We start from the raw sequence: 16116 nt of genomic DNA on the forward strand, positions 1-16116 counted from the left end.
CACCTCTCCGGGGGAAGCGCGTGACCCCGTCTGCCGACCGGCAGCGTCACGCCCGGGGGGAGCAGAGAACATGGCCACGGACACGGCGAGACCGAACGACGACGAGCCGGACGGCGATGCGTCCGCGCGCGGGGGACGGACCCGCCGCAACCTGATCCGGGGCGGTGTGATCGTGGCCCTGGTCTGCGCCGTCACCGTCGCGGGCGTCCTCGTCGCGGGCCGCTTCCCCGGCGACTCGATGGACATCGCCTGGCGGATCCCCGGGGACGACAAGGCCACCGTCCCGGGCAACGCGGTCTGGCCGGACGGCGACGGGTCCTGGCTGGCCGGGGACACACTGGTGCGGAGCAGGCTCACCGGGGCGACCGGCCACGACGCCGGGACCGGCAGACAGGTCTGGGAGTACCGGCCGCCGGGCCGCTCCAGGACCTGTGCCATCGGGGCCGACGTCGACCGTTCCGTCATGGTCGTCACGCGCGATGACGAGAACCGGCCCGCCTCGGCCAGGGGACAGCTGTGCACCACGCTCGCCGCGGTCGACATGAAGAGCGGCCGCGAGATCTGGCGCACTCCGGTCCCGGCCGCGCCCCGCGAGAAGACCCTGAGTGACGAAAGGCGTGCTCAGGTGACCGTGGGCGGCGGTCTCGCCGTGCTCACCCACCAGGGACTGCGGGCCGTCGACGTACGCACCGGCAAGCCCCGCTGGACGGCGGCCGTTCCCACCGACTGCGTCCCTGCCCATGCCCTGCCGGCCGTGCGGCATGTCGCCGCCGTCCTCGCCTGCGGCGGCACGAAGAACGGACCGAACACGATCCCGAACCGGTTCAACCGGGATGCCGAACTGCACGCGGCGGCCTTCGACCCGGCCACCGGCGCGCTCCTGTGGTCCACCCCGATCGGCGACCGTGAGCCGGCCACGTGGGGCGATGGCGGCGCGCTCCTCGTCTCCGCCGACCCGCTGGTCGTGGACGAGGTCAGCGCCTTCCATTCCTTCGGCAGGGACGGACGGCCCAACCCGCCCATCGACTTCAGCAGCTCGTACGTGGCGGTGGACGACAACAGGCTCTACGCCCTCGGCGGGCACTACGTGAAGAAGGTCGGCAACCGGGACAGCGCCATCGCCTTCGACCTGGCCACCGGCCGGCAGGTGTGGAAGACCGACCTCGACTCCGACGTGCAGGTCTTCCAACTCCAGGACGGGAGGCTGACCGCGGTCGGCGAACGCCTGGACATGCTGCTGTTCCCGGCCGTGCGCGTGTACCTCCTCGACGCCGCCACCGGCAGGAAGCGCGACGTCCGCCGCTTCCACTACGGCGAGGATCCACTGGGCAGGGCCTTCGAGCACGAGGGCAGGCTCATCGTCGGTGACACGGCGTACAGACGCTCGTGACCCGACGGCAGCGCCGGACCGGCGTGTGGCCGTGCTCGCCGGCGGGGCCGGTCCGGGTGGGCCGGCCCCGCCGGCGGGGTCAGGACTTCGGGATCCAGGGCGGGGTCTGGCCCCAGCCCCAGATGGGGATCTTGGCCGCGTCCACCGGGGGAGGGTTCTCCCCGGAGTAGATCAGGGCCATGCGGGTGCCCCACTCGATGTAGTAGACGAAGACCGCGCGGAACTCCGGGTCCGTGGGCAGGCCCACCTCGTCGGCGGTGTCGAGGAGGAGGTCGACCCAGCGGCGGCGCTGCTTCTCGGTGATGGCGCGGCCCAGGTGCTTGGTGGCCATGTGCTGGTGGCCGCCGTGGCGGGCGGTGTAGTCGGCCGGGCCGCCGAACACCTCGGACAGCCAGACCGCCACGTGCTGCGGGTGTTCCGCGTCCATGCCCGCGAACACCGGGGCCAGGATCTCGTCCTGGAGGGCGTGGCCGTAGAAGGCCTCGGTGAGGCGGTCCATCGCCTCGGCCCCGCCCATCCATTCGTAGATCGTGGGCGTGCTGCTGCTCATGACTGTTCCGGGGCCTTTCCGGTGCCGATGACCTTCGTCGGCTCGTAGTGCTGCATTTCCTCGATCGCGGTGAAGAACGGGCGGACCGCGGCGAAGAAGGCCGGGAAGTGCTCGCCCTTGCGGAAGCCCTCCAGGTGGTCCGTCACCGAGGTCCAGCGGATGCGCAGGATGTACCGCTCGCGCTCTTCCTGGCAGTGCGTCAGCTCGTAGTCGATGCACTCCGGCGCGGCTGCCAGCGATTCGGCGGCCCGCCGGTAGGCGTCCTCGAACGCCGGCTGGTCGTCTAACGCGATCCGGTAGCGGATGTACTCGACGGTCGTGGCCATGGTGTCGTCTCCCTGTGTTCGGCCGGCGGTGCGTACCGCCGACCTGCCCAACCCTTCCCGATCAACGCTTCCCGGGCGAGTGATCCCTCATTCGGGTCCGGACTTCTGGGAGTCCGGGTCCGATACGTCCGGCTTCTGCTCTCGCTCCGCCTCCGGTGCCACGTCGGGGCCCTGTGCGCGGACCCGCTGGACCTGGTCCAGGGAGTCGCGGAGCTCGGCGAGCCAGGAGCCGGTGTTGCGGCCGACCAGGCGGACGCACCAGGCCAGGGCGTCGGCCCGGCTGCGCGCCACGCCGCCGGCGACCAGGAGGTCCAGCACCTGGCGCTCGGACTGCCGCAGCCGGGTCATGACCGGGACGGCCAGATGGGTGAACAGGACGCGCTCTTCACCGGCCTGGACGCCCCAGGCGACCTTGCGGCGGTAGAGCTGTTCGGCCTCGCGGGCCACCTCGATGCGCTGCTCGCGGGTGCGCTCGCGGAACGCCTCCACCGACTCGTGCGCCGGGATGCGGCCGACGACGGTGATCTCCTCTCGGTCGACCACGACCTCGAGGAGCTCCTCGTAGACGTCCACCGGAAGGCGGCCGGCGAACCAGCCGCGGAGTTCTTCTCGCTGCTCGGCTGTAATCATGTAATCAACGTTGCATCCGTTGTGCCCGTGATCACAACCCTCCGCGGCGGCCGCCGGCCCGTGTTCGCTCTCAGCCCATCGAGCGGTAGCGGTGGATCAGGTTGACCGCCATCGCCCCCTCCCCGACACCCGAGGCCACCCGCTTGACGGAGTGGGCCCGTACGTCACCCGCCGCGAAGACCCCGGGGACGCTGGTCTCCAGCGGGTAGGGGGCGCGTTCCAGGCTCCACTCGGCGGGCAGCTCGCCGCCGTTGGAGATCAGGTCGGAGCCGGTCAGCACGAACCCGTGGTCGTCCCGGTCCACCACGCCGGCCAGCCAGTCCGTGTGCGGCCGGGCTCCGATGAAGGTGAACATGAACCGGCAGGCGACGGTCTTGTCCGTGCCGGCCGCCGCGTCGTGCAGGGTGATGCGCTCCAGGTGCTCGCCGCCGTGCAGCTCGGTCACCGTGGTGCGGACCCGGACCTCGATGTTGGGGATGCGTTCGATCTCGTCGATCAGGTAGCGGGACATGCTGGCGTCCAGGGACTCCGCCCGCACGAGGATCGTCACCCGGGCCGCGTACTTGGCGAAGTGCACGGCGGCCTGGCCGGCCGAGTTCGCGCCGCCGACGATGAACACGTGCTGGGAGATGCAGGCCGAACTCTCCGTGGTGGCCGCGCCGTAGTACAGGCCCGCGCCCTCGAACCGCTCCGCGCCCGCGGCCGGCAGCCGGTTGTACGCCACACCCGTGGCCAGCAGCACCGTCTCGGCGGAGATCTCCGTGCCGTCCGCCAGGGTGAGGATCTTCGCGGGGTCGTCCCGGGTCAGCGAGACCACCTCCACCGGGTGCAGGATCTCCGCGCCGAACCGGGACGCCTGGATGGTGGCCCGGCGGGTCAGGTCGCCGCCGGAGAGACCGGACGGGAAGCCCAGGTAGTTCTCGATCAGGCTGGAGGTGCCCGCCTGGCCGCCCGGGGCGCGGGAGTCCAGCATCAGCGTCGACAGGCCCTCGGAGGCGGCGTACACGCCTGCCGCCAGGCCGGCCGGGCCCGCGCCGACGATCACGCACTCGTAGTGAGGGCGGGAGGCGGTGGTGGACAGGCCCAGCTGCCGGGCGAGGTCGGTGTCGGCCGGTGCGGACAGCAGCGTGCCGTCCGGGAAGCGGACCAGCGGCAGGGCGCCGTCGGGGCGGTCGGCGATCAGGGACAGCGCCTCCGGGTCCCGCTCCACGTTCAGGAAGCGGAACGGCTGTCCGTTGCGGGTGAAGAAGTCCCGTACGGCGTGGGTGCCGGGGGAGACCAGGTGGCCCGCGACGATGATCCCGTCGTAGGCGGGGCGGTAGGTGGCCAGCCAGTCCGACAGCAGGTCGTCCAGGACCGGGAAGAGCCGCTCGTGCGGCGGGTCCCACGGCTTGAGCAGGTAGTAGTCCAGCCGGACCCGGTTGATCGCCGTGATCGCCGCGTCCGTCTCCGCGTACGCCGTCAGCAGCACCCGGCGGGCGTCGGGGAACCGGCTGACCGCCTCCAGCAGGAACTCCACGCCGGTCACGTCCGGCATCCGCTGGTCCACCAGGAACAGGGCCGGGTCGTGGCCGCGCTCGTCCAGCGAGTCCAGGATCTTCAGCGCGTCCGCGGCCGAGGAGGCGCCCAGCACCCGGTAGCGGTCGCCGTACGCGCTGCGCAGGTCGCGGCGGACGGCCCGCAGCACCTGGGGGTCGTCGTCCACGGCCAGGATGACCGGCTTGCGGTTCTCCGCGGTGGACGCGGTGGACGCGGTGGGCGCGGCGGATGTGGCGGAGGCAGCGGACGAGGCGGAGGACGAGGCGGAGGGCGCGGAGGGCGCCGCTGCCGAGGCTCCGCCCTTGGTGTCCGGGGCCGTGCTCACGCCGGCTCCAGCATGAGCTTGTCGGCGTAGCACCAGGCCCAGTCCTCGCCCGGCTCGTGGGACGCGGCGATGGGGTGCTCGGTGGTCCGGTAGTGCTTGGTGGCGTGCTGGTTCTTCGACGAGTCGCAGCACCCCACGTGCCCGCAGCTGAGGCACATGCGCAGGTGCACCCAGCCGTCGCCGAGGGCCAGGCACTCCTCGCACCCTTCGGTGCCCGGCCTGACCGGACGTATGTGATCGATGTGCGTGCAGATGCTGTCCACCGGCCCCGTCCTTCCGTGGTCCATGATTCGTGGAGAAGATAATCACCAGGCACGTGCGACGGTTCAGTGATTCGGCCGATGTCATGAAGTCCGGAGCCGACTTCATGACGTCGCCGGAGACTTCCTGAGGTGCCGCCGCCACCTCGCTTTCTACCTCACGAAGTCGCATACGGGCGCTTTGACGGAGGCCCTCTGCACGACCAGTGTGGACGACGCCAAGGACAACAGGCGGCGCTTGGAGGAATCCGTGAGCAGAAAGATTCTGGTCATTGTCTCCGAACACGGTTACTGGGCCGAGGAGCTGATAGGCCCGGTTTCGAAGTTCGACGAGCGGGGCTACGAAGTCGTATTCGCCACGCCGACCGGAAAGCGCGCGCACGCCCTTCCGCCGAGCCTCGACGCGAACTACATCGACCCGCCGCTGGGCCGCTCGGTGACCACCGAGGAGAACGCCCGGCTGGGCCGGGAGTTCGAGCAGTCGAGCCGGCTGGACTCGCCGCTCGACATCGAGGCATGGGTGCCCGAGCGCCCGTACACGAGCGACGAGGGCTATCTGCGCAAGCTGGAGCAGTACCACCGCGATCTCGACAAACTCGACGCCGACATCGACGGGTACGACGCGATCCTCATCGTGGGCGGCAGCGGCCCCATCGCCGACCTCGCCAACAACGAGCGCGTGCACGCCCTGATCCTGGCCTTCGAGAAGGCCGGCAAGGTCGTGGCCGCCGAGTGCTACGGCGTCGCGTGCCTGGCCTTCGCCCGCGACTGGGACGACCGCAAGAGCATCATCTGGGGCAAGCACGTCACCGGCCACTGCAAGGAGTACGACTACAAGGACGGCACCGGATTCCTCGGTACCGATTTCAATATGGGTCCGCCGCCGTACCCGCTGGAGTACATCCTGCGCGACGCCACCGGCCCGGGCGGGGCGTACCACGGCAATTTCGGAAAGCCCGTCTCGGTGATCGTGGACTTCCCGTTCGTCACCGGGCGTTCGACCCCCGACTCCTATCTCACGGGGCAGAAGATCGTGGAAGTCCTGGAGAACGGTCTCACTCGGTACGGGTGGTAACGGAGGGGAAAGGGAAGTCATGGGAGCCACGCCGAATACGCCGCCCACTCCCGGACGGGAAAGGCTGATCGAGCAGTTCAAGGCCGACGGCCTGAATGTGATGTTCGGAAATCCCGGCACGGTGGAACAGGGATTCCTCGACGCGGTCGACGCGGCGGAGGACTTCCAGTACATCCTCGCCCTCCAGGAGACCGTCGCCGCCGGCATCGCCGACGGATACGCCCGGGCCACCGGCGGTGCCGCCCTGCTCCAGCTGCACTCCGGTGTGGGCCTGGGCAACGGCATCGGCATGCTCTACCAGTCGCTCCGCGGCCACACCCCGCTGGTGGTGGTCGCGGGCGACGCCGGGGTCCGCTACGACGCCATGGACGCCCAGATGGCCGCCGACCTGGTGGCCATGGCCCGCCCGGTCACCAAGTACGCCACCCGGGTCACCGACCCGAACTCGGTGCTCCGCACCATCCGGCGGGCGGTGAAGATCGCACTGACCCCGCCCCGCGGACCGGTGTTCGTGGCCCTGCCCATGGACGTCCTCGACGAGCTCAACTCCGAGCCGGTGGTGCCGGCAACGGTGCCGCTCACCGACGTCGCGCCCTCGCCGGCCTCGGTGGGGCGGGCCGCGGAGCTGCTCGGGTCCGCACAGCGGCCCGTGGTGCTCGTCGGCGACGGGGTCTCGCTCGCCGGCGCGCAGAACGAACTCGTGGCCGTCGCCGAGCTGCTGGGCGCCGACGTGTACGAGGTCGACTCCTCCGAGGTCAACATCCCGGCCTCGCACCCGCTGCGGCGCGGCCAGACCGGCCATATGTTCGGCCCGCACAGCAGGGAACTCGTCGGGGCCGCGGACGCGGTGCTGATCGTCGGCACCTACGTCTTCCCCGAGGTGTTCCCCGAGCTGGTCAGCCCGTTCCGGGAGGACGCCCGGATCGTCCACATCGATCTGAACACCTACGAGATCGCCAAGAACCACCCGGTCGACCTCGGCCTGGCCGCCGACCCCAAGTCCGCGCTGCGCGAGCTGGCCGCCGTACTGGACCGGCGGCTCACCCCGCAGGCCCGGGCCGCCGCGGCCGCCCGGATCGACGTCCGGACCCGGGAGCGGGCACGCGCCGCGCGCGCGGCGGCGGACGACGGCAGCCCGATGGCGGTGTTCCTGAAGACCCTCGCCGAGCGGACCGGCGGCGACCTGATCGTCTTCGACGAGGCGCTCACCACCTCGCCGCTGGTCACCGCCCACCTGCCGGCGGAGCGGCCCGGCGACTACCACCTCACCCGGGGCGGCTCGCTCGGCGTCGGCTTCCCCGGCGCGGTCGGGGCCAAACTGGCCCGCCCGGACCGGCTCGTCGTCGGGTTCTCCGGCGACGGCGGCTCGATGTACACCTACCAGGCGCTGTGGACCGCGGCCCGGCACGGCATCGACGCCAAGTTCGTGGTCTGCAACAACCGCAAGTACCGGCTGCTCGACGACAACATCGAGCAGTACTGGCGGGAGCGGGACATCGCCGCGCACGCCTTCCCCGGGTCCTTCGACCTGTCCCACCCGGAGATCGACTTCGCCGGACTGGCCCGCGCCCTGGGAGCCGGCGGCATGCGGGTGGAGAAGCCGGACGAGGCGGTCGCCGCGGTGAACCGGATGCTCGGCCACCCCGGGCCGTTCCTCGTCGACATCCAGATCTGACACCCCCATACGAAACGGAGGACACATGCCCGCCGAGCGGTTGACCGAGGACGCGATCCGCAGCTTCGCCGAGCAGTGGTACGTGGCCCTGGACCGGCACATACCCCTGGACCAGGTGCTCGCCTTCATCACCGAGGACCTGGCGTTCGAGGTTCCCGAGGACACCTTCCTCGGCCACGAGGGCTTCGGGCGCTGGTACGCGGCCGTCACCGCCCGGTTCTTCGACGAGGTGCACACCGTCACCAAGGTGGAACCCGTCATCGAGGCCGACGGGAAGCGCGCCACCGTCCGGGTGCTCGTCAACTGGCAGGCCAAGATCTGGGACCCGCCGGCCGCCCGCAGCGAGTGGCTCGGCTTCGACGCCGACCAGACCTGGACCGTGGTGGCCGGGCCGGCCGGCCCCCGGATCGCCGCGTACGCCGTCAACGACCTGGCCCCGATGCCCGGTTCGGGCTCGCTCTGAGAGGGGCGCCGACGATGACCCGAGTGACGCCGCAGCGGGTGCAGGCCGCCTACCGGGCGCTGGGCTCCGGCGACCGGACCAAGATCCTCGAGTACTACTCCGAGGACCTGCGCTGGCTGGTCCCCGGCAACCACCCGCTGGCCGGCTGGTACGAGAGCCTGGACGCCTTCCTGGAGCTGATGGGGCAGACCCACAAGCTCACCGACGGCACCTTCCGCATGGACATCGAGGCGATCCTCGTCGGTGAGGACTGTTCCGCCGACGTCTGCCGCAACACCGGCCTGCGGGCCGGCGCGGCGGAGGCGACCGGCTCCCCGTACGAGCGGATGGACTACCAGGTCTTCCACTTCATGCGCTGGCGCGACGGGCGGGTCGTCGAGGGCCGGGACGGCCTGTTCGGCGACACCGCGAGCGCGTTCAGCCAGTTCTGGGCGCCGTTCGCCCCGGACGGCATCCGCAGGGACCGATAGGGGGAGAGCGATGGACGCCCGACAGATCCTCACCAAGTACTACGAGTACGCCAACGCGGGTGACTGGGACCGCTGGTGCGACCTGTTCGCCGACGACCAGGTCATGGACGAGCAGCTGGCCGGACACATCGAGGGCCAAGACACCCTGCGCTCGATGATGAAGGGCATGGGGACCATGTACCGGGTCTTCCAGAACAAGCCCGTGCACTTCATCGTGGACCGGCCCGGCGCCGGCTCGGAGCAGCCGGGCAGCGTGCAGGCCGCGGCCGTCTCCCACCTGAGCGCCGTCAGCGCCTCCGGCGAGGCCATCGAGGCCGAGGTCATGAACTACTTCCGGATCGTGGACGGAAAGATCGCCTACATGGCGAACTACCACGACACGGTCCCCTTCCAGGTCCTGAGCCAGGACTGAGGGGGCGGTCCGGTGACAACGGCTGAGTACGACTACGTCATCGTGGGCTCCGGCACCGCCGGCAGCGTCCTGGCCAACCGGCTCTCCGAGGACCCCGGCGTCTCCGTCCTGGTCCTGGAGGCGGGCGGCTCCCGCATCCCGCCCGAGGTGGACGACCCCTCGTCCTGGTACAAGCTGCTCGGCGGGCCCGTCGACTGGGGCTACACCAGCGTCCCGCAGCCCGGGCTGGACGGCCGCCGTACGTACGAACCCCGCGGCAAGGCCCCCGGCGGCAGCAGCAACCTCTACATCATGATGCACATCCGGGGCCACGCCTCGGACTTCGACAACTGGGCCTACCAGGGCGCGGCCGGCTGGGCGTACGAGGACGTGCTCCCCTACTTCGCGCTGCTGGAGTCCCAGGAGGACGTCACCGCCGCCACCACCGGCACCGGCGGCCCGCAGCGGATCACCCACGCGGGCCGGCACGACCCCAACCCGGCGTCCCGGGCGTTCATCGACGCCGCCGTGGAACTGGGCCACCAGGAGATCGCCGACTTCAACACCGACGGCCCGCGCCGCGGCCTGTTCGGTACCGGCTGGCACCACATCGACGTGGCCGACGGCCGCCGCCAGGGCACCCTGGCCTCCTACCTGGAACCGGCCCTGACCCGGCCCAACCTCACCCTGCGCACCGGCGCCCAGACCACCCGCCTGCTGTTCGACGGGACCACCTGCACCGGCGCCGAGTACGTACAGACCACCCCGCCCGCCGACTTCCCGGGGCGGACCGTCCAGGACGCCGCAGGCACCACCGGCGAGCCCGGCACGCACACCGTGCGCGCCCGCCGCGAGGTGATCGTCGCGGCCGGAGCCATCGAGTCGCCGAAGCTTCTGCTGCTCTCCGGCATAGGCCACCCCGAGCAGCTCGCCGAACACGGCATCGCGGTCACCGCGGCGGTCCCGGGCGTCGGCGAGAACTTCCACAACCACGTGCTGACCGGCCTGATGGCCGAGGTCACCCAGGAGCTGCCGGCGCCGACGCAGAACCTCTCGGAGAGCGCTCTCTTCCTGTCCTCACAGCCGGGTCTGCCCGCGCCCGACCTGCAGATCGCCTTCGTGCACGTGCCCTTCGACGTGATCGTCGGCCAGGACCACCCCAACACGGTGTCCATCCTGCCGGGCGTCGTCCGGCCCGTCTCCCGGGGCTGGATCCGGCTCGCGAGCGCCGATCCGCTGGCCCACCCGCTGATCCACCCGAACTACCTGGGCGACCGCTGGGACCTGGAGCGGATGGTGCAGGGCGTCAAACTCGCCCGGGAGATCTTCGCGACCTCCGCCTTCTCGCCCTGGTACAAGCAGGAGCTCCAGCCCGGCCCGGGCACGGTCACCGACGACGAGCTTCGCGCCTTCGTGAAGCAGAAGTCGGAGAGCTACCACCACCAGTCCGGCTCCTGCCGCATGGGCATCGACGACCTCTCCGTCGTCGACCCCCAGCTGCGGGTGCACGGCGTCCGGGGGCTCCGGGTCGTCGACGCGAGCGTGATGCCCGCGGTCCCGTCCGGCAACTGCCACGCCGCCATCGCCATGATCGCCGAGCGTGCGGCGGACTTCATGAAGGGGGTCTCCCGTGTCTGACGGAGCGGTGCTGCGCGAGGGCGCCCTCACCGGGACCCGGATCGCGGTCCTGGTCGAGAGCGACTTCTACGAGCCGGAGATCTTCTACTACCAGCGCCGGTTCGCCGAGGAGGGCGCCGAGGTCGACTTCCTGACCCGGCTGTGGGGCAACGACTCCATCACCTTCACCGGCCACGAGTACCGGGCGCCGTTCACCGCCGACCGCTCCCTGGAGGGGCTGTCCGACGAGGAGCTGCGCCGGTACGCGGCGCTGATCGTGCCCTCGGGCATGGTCGCCGACCGCCTCCGGTACACCGAGGACGTGGACGTACTGGCGCCCGCGACCGAGCTGCTGCGCCGGGCCTTCGAGGAGCCGACGGTCCTCAAGGGGATCATCTGCCACGGCATGTGGCTGGCCTCCTCCATCCCCGGCAAGATCCGCGGCCGCAAGGTGGTCTGCCACAACAACCTCATCGGCGACGTCCGCAACATGGGCGGGGAGTACGTCGACGAGGACGTGGTGGTCGACGGCGACCTGGTCACCGGCCGCACCGGAGCCCACCACCACCTCTTCGCCCGCCGGATCATCGAGCTCATCGCGGCCGGGCGGGGCCGGGGGGCCGGCTGATGCGCTGGTCGCACGTGGGCCTCAACTGCACCGACCAGAAGACCACCGAGGAGTTCTACACCCGGTACTTCGGCTTCGCCCGGGCCCGGGTGGTCGACCTCGGCGACTCGCAGATCGTCTTCCTGCGCAAGGGGGACGCGTACCTGGAGCTCTTCCCGGCCGGCGCCGAGCCGGCCCGGCAGGCGGAGAACGACGGACCCCCGGCCCCCGGCCGGATCCGGCACCTCGCCTTCCAGACCGACAGCGTCGACGCCTTCCTCGCCGCCATCGGGGACGCGGCCGACGTGACGCTCGGCCCCCTGGCCTTCGACGACTTCATCTGCGGCTGGCGGACGGTGTGGCTCCGCGACCCCGACGGGGTGATCGTCGAGGTCAGCCAGGGATACACGGACGACGACAGCTCTCACGACAAGGACGGTGCACAGCATGGCTGAAGGCTTCTCCTTCTCGGACACCATCGCCGGATACATCGACCACTTCGACTCGGAGACCCGGCGACTCCGGCTGCACACCGCCGACGGCCGCCCGTTCGACGTGTCGATCGACTCCGGCCCCAGCGCCGAACTGGTCCGCAACCTGGACGAGCCCTACATCGACGCCTCCGGGCACCTCGACGAGATGCTCTCGCCCGGCCGGTTCCTGTTCGTCTACGGCGTCCACTACCCGGAGCAGGGCGGCCGCTTCGACGCCAAGCGGCTGGTCTTCCTGGGCCGCGGCGCCGAGGACTACCGTTTCGAGGAAGCCGGCTGGTGGGTCAAGCAGATCGAGTCCCTGGCCTCCTTCTACCGCAAGGCGCAGTTCGGCGACGGACCGGTGGACTTCACCGAGTACCGCACCGAGATCCGGCTCGGCGGCGACAAGACCGCCAGCCACATCCAGGAGACCGACACCATCTCCCGCCTGGTCTACGGCATGGCCTCCGCCTACCTGCTGACCGGCAAGGACGAGTACCTGGAGGTCGCCGAGCGCGGCACCGAGTACCTGCGCAAGCACATGCGGGTCGTGGACAGCGAGGAAGACGTCGTCTACTGGTACCACGGCATCAGCGTCGACGGGGACAGCGAGAAGAAGCTGTTCACCTCGGAGTTCTCCGACGACTACGACGCCATCCCGATGTACGAGCAGATCTACGCGCTGGCCGGCCCGATCCAGACCTACCGGGTCACCGGTGACGTCCGGATCAAGAACGACGCCGACGCCACCATCCGCCTCTTCGACAAGTTCTTCAAGGACGAGGAACTCGGCGGCTACTACTCGCACATCGACCCGATCCTCTTCAGCGCCGACCACGAGTCCCTCGGCGAGAACGCCGAGCGCAAGAACTGGAACTCGGTCGGCGACCACGCGCCCGCCTACCTGATCAACCTGTACCTGGCGACCGGGGAGCAGCGCTACGCCGACTTCCTGGAGTACACCTTCGACACCATCGCCGACCGGTTCCCGGACTACAAGAACAGCCCGTTCGTCCAGGAACGCTTCTTCCGCGACTGGTCGCACGACACCGCGCACAGCTGGCAGCAGAACCGCGCGGTCGTCGGCCACAACCTGAAGATCGCCTGGAACCTGCTCCGGATGAACGCGCTGAAGGCCAAGCCGGCCTACTCCGACCTCGCGAAGAAGATCGGCGAGATCATGCCGGAGGTCGGCAGCGACCTGCAGCGCGGCGGCTGGTACGACGTCGTCGAGCGGCTGAAGAGCGGGGACCAGGAGTCGTACCGCTTCGCCTGGCACGACCGCAAGGCGTGGTGGCAGCAGGAGCAGGCGATCCTCGCCTACCTCATCCTGCACGGCACCCTCGGCGGCGCGGACTTCAAGAAGGAGGCCCGCCAGGCCGAGGCCTTCTACAACACCTTCTTCCTCGACCACGACGAGGGAGCCGTCTACTTCAACGTGCTCGCCAGCGGCACGCCGTACCTGCTCGGCACCGAGCGGCTCAAGGGCAGCCACTCGATGTCCATGTACCACTCGGCGGAGCTGTGCTACCTCGCCGCCGTCTACAACAACCTGCTCATCAACGGCCGGGAGATGGACTTCCACTTCAAGCCCGACCCGACCGACCTGCCCGGCCGCGTGCTGCGCGTCTCGCCGGACCTGCTGCCCGCGGGCTCGGTGACCATCGCCTCCGTCGAGATCGACGACAAGCCGTGGACGGACTTCGACGCCGGGGCGCTCACCGTCCGGCTGCCCGATGTCCAGAGCCGGGTGCGGGTCAAGGTACGGCTCCGGCCGGAGACCAAGTAGGGGCTAACGGGGGCCCCGCAGAAAGGGGAATGCAATGTCTCTCAACGTCAAGGAACGCCGGAACAAGACGGGCACCGTCGTCGTCGCCACCGGTGAGATCAACAGCGAGACCTCCGGCGCGCTGCTGGAGACCCTGCTGCCGCTGGTCCGCGAGGGCCGGCCGCTGAAGATCGACCTCACGGCGGTCACCTACGTCTCCAGCGCCGGCCTGCGCACCCTCCTCGTGGTCTACCGCGAGGCCCAGCACGCCGGTGTCGCCGTCACCCTGTACGGGGTGAGCGAGGAAGTCCGGTTCGTCATGTCGGCCACCGGCTTCCTGGACTTCTTCGAGACCGGCGAGGCCGCCGCGGCCGAGGCGAAGCGGAAGGCCGGGACCACGGCCGGCGCCGGCAGGGCCGGCCGATGACCGAGACGCGCACCGAACAGGTACTGCGCGTGGACGCGTACCCGACCCACGAAGTGGGCGGGTACCGCGTCCGCGCGGGCAAGCCCTTCCCCTTCGGGGCCAACGTGGTCCCCGGCGGGGTCAGCTTCTCCGTCTTCTCCGACCAGGCCACCTCCATGACCCTGGTCATCTACAAGCGCGGGGAACCCGAGCCGATGGCCGAGCTGGAGTTCCCCGAGGAATTCCGCATGGGCAGCGTCTTCGCCATGACGGTCTTCGGCCTGGACCACGAGAACATCGAGTACGGGTACCGCGCCGACGGTCCCTTCGACCCGGCCTCCGGGCACCGCTTCGACGCCCGGCAGGTCCTCTCCGACCCCTACGCCCGGCTGATCTCCGGCCGTGACGTGTGGGGCGTACCGCCCGACTACAGCCGCGGCTACCAGTACCGGTCCCGGGTCTGCCTGCAGGACTTCGACTGGGGCGACGACAGCCCGCTGCGGATCCCCGCGGAGGACCTCGTCGTCTACGAGGCCCACGTCCGCGGCTTCACCCGGCACCCCAACTCCGGGGTCACCGCCCCGGGCACCTTCGCCGGCCTGCGGGAGAAGATCCCGTACCTGAAGGAACTCGGGGTGAACTGCGTCGAGCTGCTGCCCGTGTTCGAGTTCGACGAGAGCGACAACCCGCGCAGCAACCCCGAGACCGGTGAGAAGCTCTACGACTACTGGGGCTACAACACCGTCTCCTTCTTCGCCCCGAAGGCCGGCTACGCGGCCACCGGACGCTACGGCATGCAGGGCGACGAGTTCCGCACGCTGATCAAGGACCTGCACGCGGCCGGCATCGAGGTCATCCTCGACGTGGTCTTCAACCACACCGCCGAGGGCAACGAGCAGGGCCCCACCATCAGCTTCAAGGGCCTCGACAACTCCACGTACTACATGCTCACGCCCGAGGGGTACTACTTCAACTTCAGCGGCACCGGCAACACGGTCAACTGCAACCACCCCGTGGTCCGCAACTACGTCCTGGACTGCCTGCGCCACTGGGTCGCCGACTACCACATCGACGGCTTCCGCTTCGACCTCGCGGCCATCCTCGGCCGGGCCCTGGACGGCACCCCGCTGCCCAACCCGCCGCTGCTGGAACTGCTCGCCTTCGACCCCGTCCTGCGGCACACCAAGCTCATCGCCGAGGCCTGGGACGCGGCCGGGCTCTACGAGGTCGGCAACTTCCCGGCGTACGGCCGCTGGGCCGAATGGAACGGCAAGTACCGCGACACCGTACGCCGCTTCGTCAAGGGCGACACCGGGGTCGTCGGGGAGCTCGCCACCCGCATCGCCGGCTCGCCGGACCTCTACGCCGGCCGCGGACCCGCCGCCTCGGTCAACTTCCTGACCGCGCACGACGGGTTCACCCTCGCCGACCTGGTCTCGTACAACGACAAGCACAACGGGGCCAACGGCGAGAGCAACAACGACGGCGCCAACGACAACAACAGCTGGAACCACGGCGCCGAAGGCCCCACCGAGGACCCGGAGATCAACCGGCTCCGGCTCCGGCAGATGAAGAACGCCCTCGCCATCCTCCTCGTCAGCCAGGGCATCCCGATGATCCTGTCCGGCGACGAGGTCGGGCGCACCCAGCAGGGCAACAACAACACCTACTGCCAGGACAACGAACTCTCCTGGTTCGACTGGGACCAGGTCGAGCAGAACGCCGAACTGCTCGAATTCACCCGGCAGATGATCGCCTTCCGCAAGCACCACCGGGAGCTCCGCTCCACCGAGCACCCCACCGGCGCCATCCGCTCGGAGCTGGGCCTGCCCGACATCAGCTGGCACGGCACCAGTGCCTGGCAGCCCGACTGGTCCGGGGACAGCCGGCTGCTGGCGGTGGCCCGCTGCGGAGCCGGGGACGACGACGTGGTCTACGTCGCCATGAACTCCCACTGGGAGGCGCACGACCTGGAGCTGCCCGCCCTGCCCGGGGGCCGCACCTGGCACCTGTTCGCCGACACCGGGGCGCAGGCCCCGGACGACATCCGGGCCCCGGGCACGGAGACCGAGCTGGAGAACGCCGGCAAGTACCTCATCGGCCCGCGCTCAGTGGTGATCCTCGTGGGCCGTACCAACGAAGGAGACTGAC

Annotated in this window: 17 protein-coding genes; 12 read left to right on the forward strand and 5 right to left on the reverse strand. The window is 70.2% G+C overall.

From position 1 onward, the window contains the following. Positions 1-70: 70 nt before the first annotated feature. Positions 71-1390 (forward strand): PQQ-binding-like beta-propeller repeat protein, encoded by a 1320-nt coding sequence (locus ACGFQ9_RS31530; protein WP_393578554.1) that lies wholly within the window; start codon positions 71-73, stop codon positions 1388-1390. 79 nt (positions 1391-1469) lie between these two features. On the opposite strand, the gene ACGFQ9_RS31535 is transcribed toward ACGFQ9_RS31530, so the two are convergent. The 5 genes from ACGFQ9_RS31535 to ACGFQ9_RS31555 all read right to left on the reverse strand — a co-directional run bounded on the left by ACGFQ9_RS31535 (position 1470) and on the right by ACGFQ9_RS31555 (position 5047). Continuing rightward, positions 1470-1940 carry a group II truncated hemoglobin gene (locus ACGFQ9_RS31535; RefSeq protein ID WP_393578555.1) on the reverse strand — a complete coding sequence of 157 codons (471 nt, stop codon included), beginning with the start codon at positions 1938-1940 and terminating at the stop codon, positions 1470-1472. Then, positions 1937-2266: a putative quinol monooxygenase gene (locus ACGFQ9_RS31540; RefSeq protein ID WP_393578557.1), complete on the reverse strand. Its 330-nt coding sequence runs from the start codon at positions 2264-2266 to the stop codon at positions 1937-1939. Before ACGFQ9_RS31540 ends, ACGFQ9_RS31535 begins: the two co-directional genes overlap by 4 nt. An 87-nt stretch (positions 2267-2353) precedes the next feature. After that, the gene (locus tag ACGFQ9_RS31545; RefSeq protein ID WP_393578559.1) at positions 2354-2896 is read right to left on the reverse strand and encodes a hypothetical protein; all 543 of its coding nucleotides are present in this window, start codon (positions 2894-2896) and stop codon (positions 2354-2356) included. A gap of 70 nt (positions 2897-2966) precedes the next feature. Then, positions 2967-4601 carry an FAD-dependent oxidoreductase gene (locus ACGFQ9_RS31550; RefSeq protein ID WP_393578738.1) on the reverse strand — a complete coding sequence of 545 codons (1635 nt, stop codon included), beginning with the start codon at positions 4599-4601 and terminating at the stop codon, positions 2967-2969. A 155-nt stretch (positions 4602-4756) separates the two neighbouring features. After that, complete coding sequence (locus ACGFQ9_RS31555; RefSeq protein ID WP_393578561.1) at positions 4757-5047, reverse strand: UBP-type zinc finger domain-containing protein; 291 nt, start codon at positions 5045-5047, stop codon at positions 4757-4759. A gap of 223 nt (positions 5048-5270) precedes the next feature. On the opposite strand from ACGFQ9_RS31555, the gene ACGFQ9_RS31560 reads away from it, so the two are divergent. Genes ACGFQ9_RS31560 through glgX form a run of 11 tightly spaced genes read left to right on the forward strand, consistent with a single transcriptional unit; the run spans position 5271 to position 16115 of the window. Beyond that, complete coding sequence (locus tag ACGFQ9_RS31560) at positions 5271-6095, forward strand: type 1 glutamine amidotransferase domain-containing protein (protein WP_393578563.1); 825 nt, start codon at positions 5271-5273, stop codon at positions 6093-6095. A 19-nt stretch (positions 6096-6114) separates the two neighbouring features. Next, the gene (locus ACGFQ9_RS31565) at positions 6115-7770 is read left to right on the forward strand and encodes a thiamine pyrophosphate-binding protein (RefSeq protein ID WP_393578565.1); all 1656 of its coding nucleotides are present in this window, start codon (positions 6115-6117) and stop codon (positions 7768-7770) included. Positions 7771-7795: 25 nt separating this feature from the next. Next, positions 7796-8233 (forward strand): nuclear transport factor 2 family protein, encoded by a 438-nt coding sequence (locus tag ACGFQ9_RS31570; RefSeq protein WP_393578566.1) that lies wholly within the window; start codon positions 7796-7798, stop codon positions 8231-8233. A 14-nt stretch (positions 8234-8247) separates the two neighbouring features. Further along, a complete protein-coding gene (locus ACGFQ9_RS31575) occupies positions 8248-8703 on the forward strand; it encodes a nuclear transport factor 2 family protein (protein WP_393578568.1) in 456 nt (151 codons plus the stop codon). A gap of 10 nt (positions 8704-8713) precedes the next feature. Beyond that, the gene (locus ACGFQ9_RS31580) at positions 8714-9115 is read left to right on the forward strand and encodes a nuclear transport factor 2 family protein (RefSeq protein ID WP_393578570.1); all 402 of its coding nucleotides are present in this window, start codon (positions 8714-8716) and stop codon (positions 9113-9115) included. 12 nt (positions 9116-9127) lie between these two features. Further along, positions 9128-10732 (forward strand): GMC family oxidoreductase, encoded by a 1605-nt coding sequence (locus ACGFQ9_RS31585; protein ID WP_393578572.1) that lies wholly within the window; start codon positions 9128-9130, stop codon positions 10730-10732. Beyond that, positions 10725-11339 carry a DJ-1/PfpI family protein gene (locus ACGFQ9_RS31590; RefSeq protein WP_393578574.1) on the forward strand — a complete coding sequence of 205 codons (615 nt, stop codon included), beginning with the start codon at positions 10725-10727 and terminating at the stop codon, positions 11337-11339. The genes ACGFQ9_RS31585 and ACGFQ9_RS31590 overlap by 8 nt, the downstream gene beginning before the upstream one ends. Then, the gene (locus tag ACGFQ9_RS31595; protein ID WP_393578575.1) at positions 11339-11773 is read left to right on the forward strand and encodes a VOC family protein; all 435 of its coding nucleotides are present in this window, start codon (positions 11339-11341) and stop codon (positions 11771-11773) included. Before ACGFQ9_RS31590 ends, ACGFQ9_RS31595 begins: the two co-directional genes overlap by 1 nt. Next, positions 11766-13580 carry an AGE family epimerase/isomerase gene (locus tag ACGFQ9_RS31600; protein WP_393578577.1) on the forward strand — a complete coding sequence of 605 codons (1815 nt, stop codon included), beginning with the start codon at positions 11766-11768 and terminating at the stop codon, positions 13578-13580. The genes ACGFQ9_RS31595 and ACGFQ9_RS31600 overlap by 8 nt, the downstream gene beginning before the upstream one ends. A gap of 34 nt (positions 13581-13614) precedes the next feature. Next, complete coding sequence (locus ACGFQ9_RS31605) at positions 13615-13986, forward strand: STAS domain-containing protein (RefSeq protein WP_393578579.1); 372 nt, start codon at positions 13615-13617, stop codon at positions 13984-13986. Further along, positions 13983-16115 (forward strand): glycogen debranching protein GlgX, encoded by a 2133-nt coding sequence (gene glgX, locus ACGFQ9_RS31610; protein ID WP_393578580.1) that lies wholly within the window; start codon positions 13983-13985, stop codon positions 16113-16115. The genes ACGFQ9_RS31605 and glgX overlap by 4 nt, the downstream gene beginning before the upstream one ends. Position 16116: the final 1 nt, after the last annotated feature.

This window comes from Streptomyces sp. NPDC048603 (genome assembly GCF_043199475.1).
Lineage (GTDB): Bacteria > Actinomycetota > Actinomycetes > Streptomycetales > Streptomycetaceae > Streptomyces.

Bases quoted from the DNA above. Each gene is read 5' to 3' on its own strand.
- ACGFQ9_RS31530 (WP_393578554.1), top strand. From the start codon at position 71: ATGGCCACGGACACGGCGAGACCGAACGACGACGAGCCGGACGGCGAT.
- ACGFQ9_RS31535 (WP_393578555.1), bottom strand. From the start codon at position 1,940: ATGAGCAGCAGCACGCCCACGATCTACGAATGGATGGGCGGGGCCGAG.
- ACGFQ9_RS31540 (WP_393578557.1), bottom strand. From the start codon at position 2,266: ATGGCCACGACCGTCGAGTACATCCGCTACCGGATCGCGTTAGACGAC.
- ACGFQ9_RS31545 (WP_393578559.1), bottom strand. From the start codon at position 2,896: ATGATTACAGCCGAGCAGCGAGAAGAACTCCGCGGCTGGTTCGCCGGC.
- ACGFQ9_RS31555 (WP_393578561.1), bottom strand. From the start codon at position 5,047: ATGGACCACGGAAGGACGGGGCCGGTGGACAGCATCTGCACGCACATC.
- ACGFQ9_RS31565 (WP_393578565.1), top strand. From the start codon at position 6,115: ATGGGAGCCACGCCGAATACGCCGCCCACTCCCGGACGGGAAAGGCTG.
- ACGFQ9_RS31570 (WP_393578566.1), top strand. From the start codon at position 7,796: ATGCCCGCCGAGCGGTTGACCGAGGACGCGATCCGCAGCTTCGCCGAG.
- ACGFQ9_RS31575 (WP_393578568.1), top strand. From the start codon at position 8,248: ATGACCCGAGTGACGCCGCAGCGGGTGCAGGCCGCCTACCGGGCGCTG.
- ACGFQ9_RS31580 (WP_393578570.1), top strand. From the start codon at position 8,714: ATGGACGCCCGACAGATCCTCACCAAGTACTACGAGTACGCCAACGCG.
- ACGFQ9_RS31595 (WP_393578575.1), top strand. From the start codon at position 11,339: ATGCGCTGGTCGCACGTGGGCCTCAACTGCACCGACCAGAAGACCACC.
- ACGFQ9_RS31600 (WP_393578577.1), top strand. From the start codon at position 11,766: ATGGCTGAAGGCTTCTCCTTCTCGGACACCATCGCCGGATACATCGAC.
- ACGFQ9_RS31605 (WP_393578579.1), top strand. From the start codon at position 13,615: ATGTCTCTCAACGTCAAGGAACGCCGGAACAAGACGGGCACCGTCGTC.
- glgX (WP_393578580.1), top strand. From the start codon at position 13,983: ATGACCGAGACGCGCACCGAACAGGTACTGCGCGTGGACGCGTACCCG.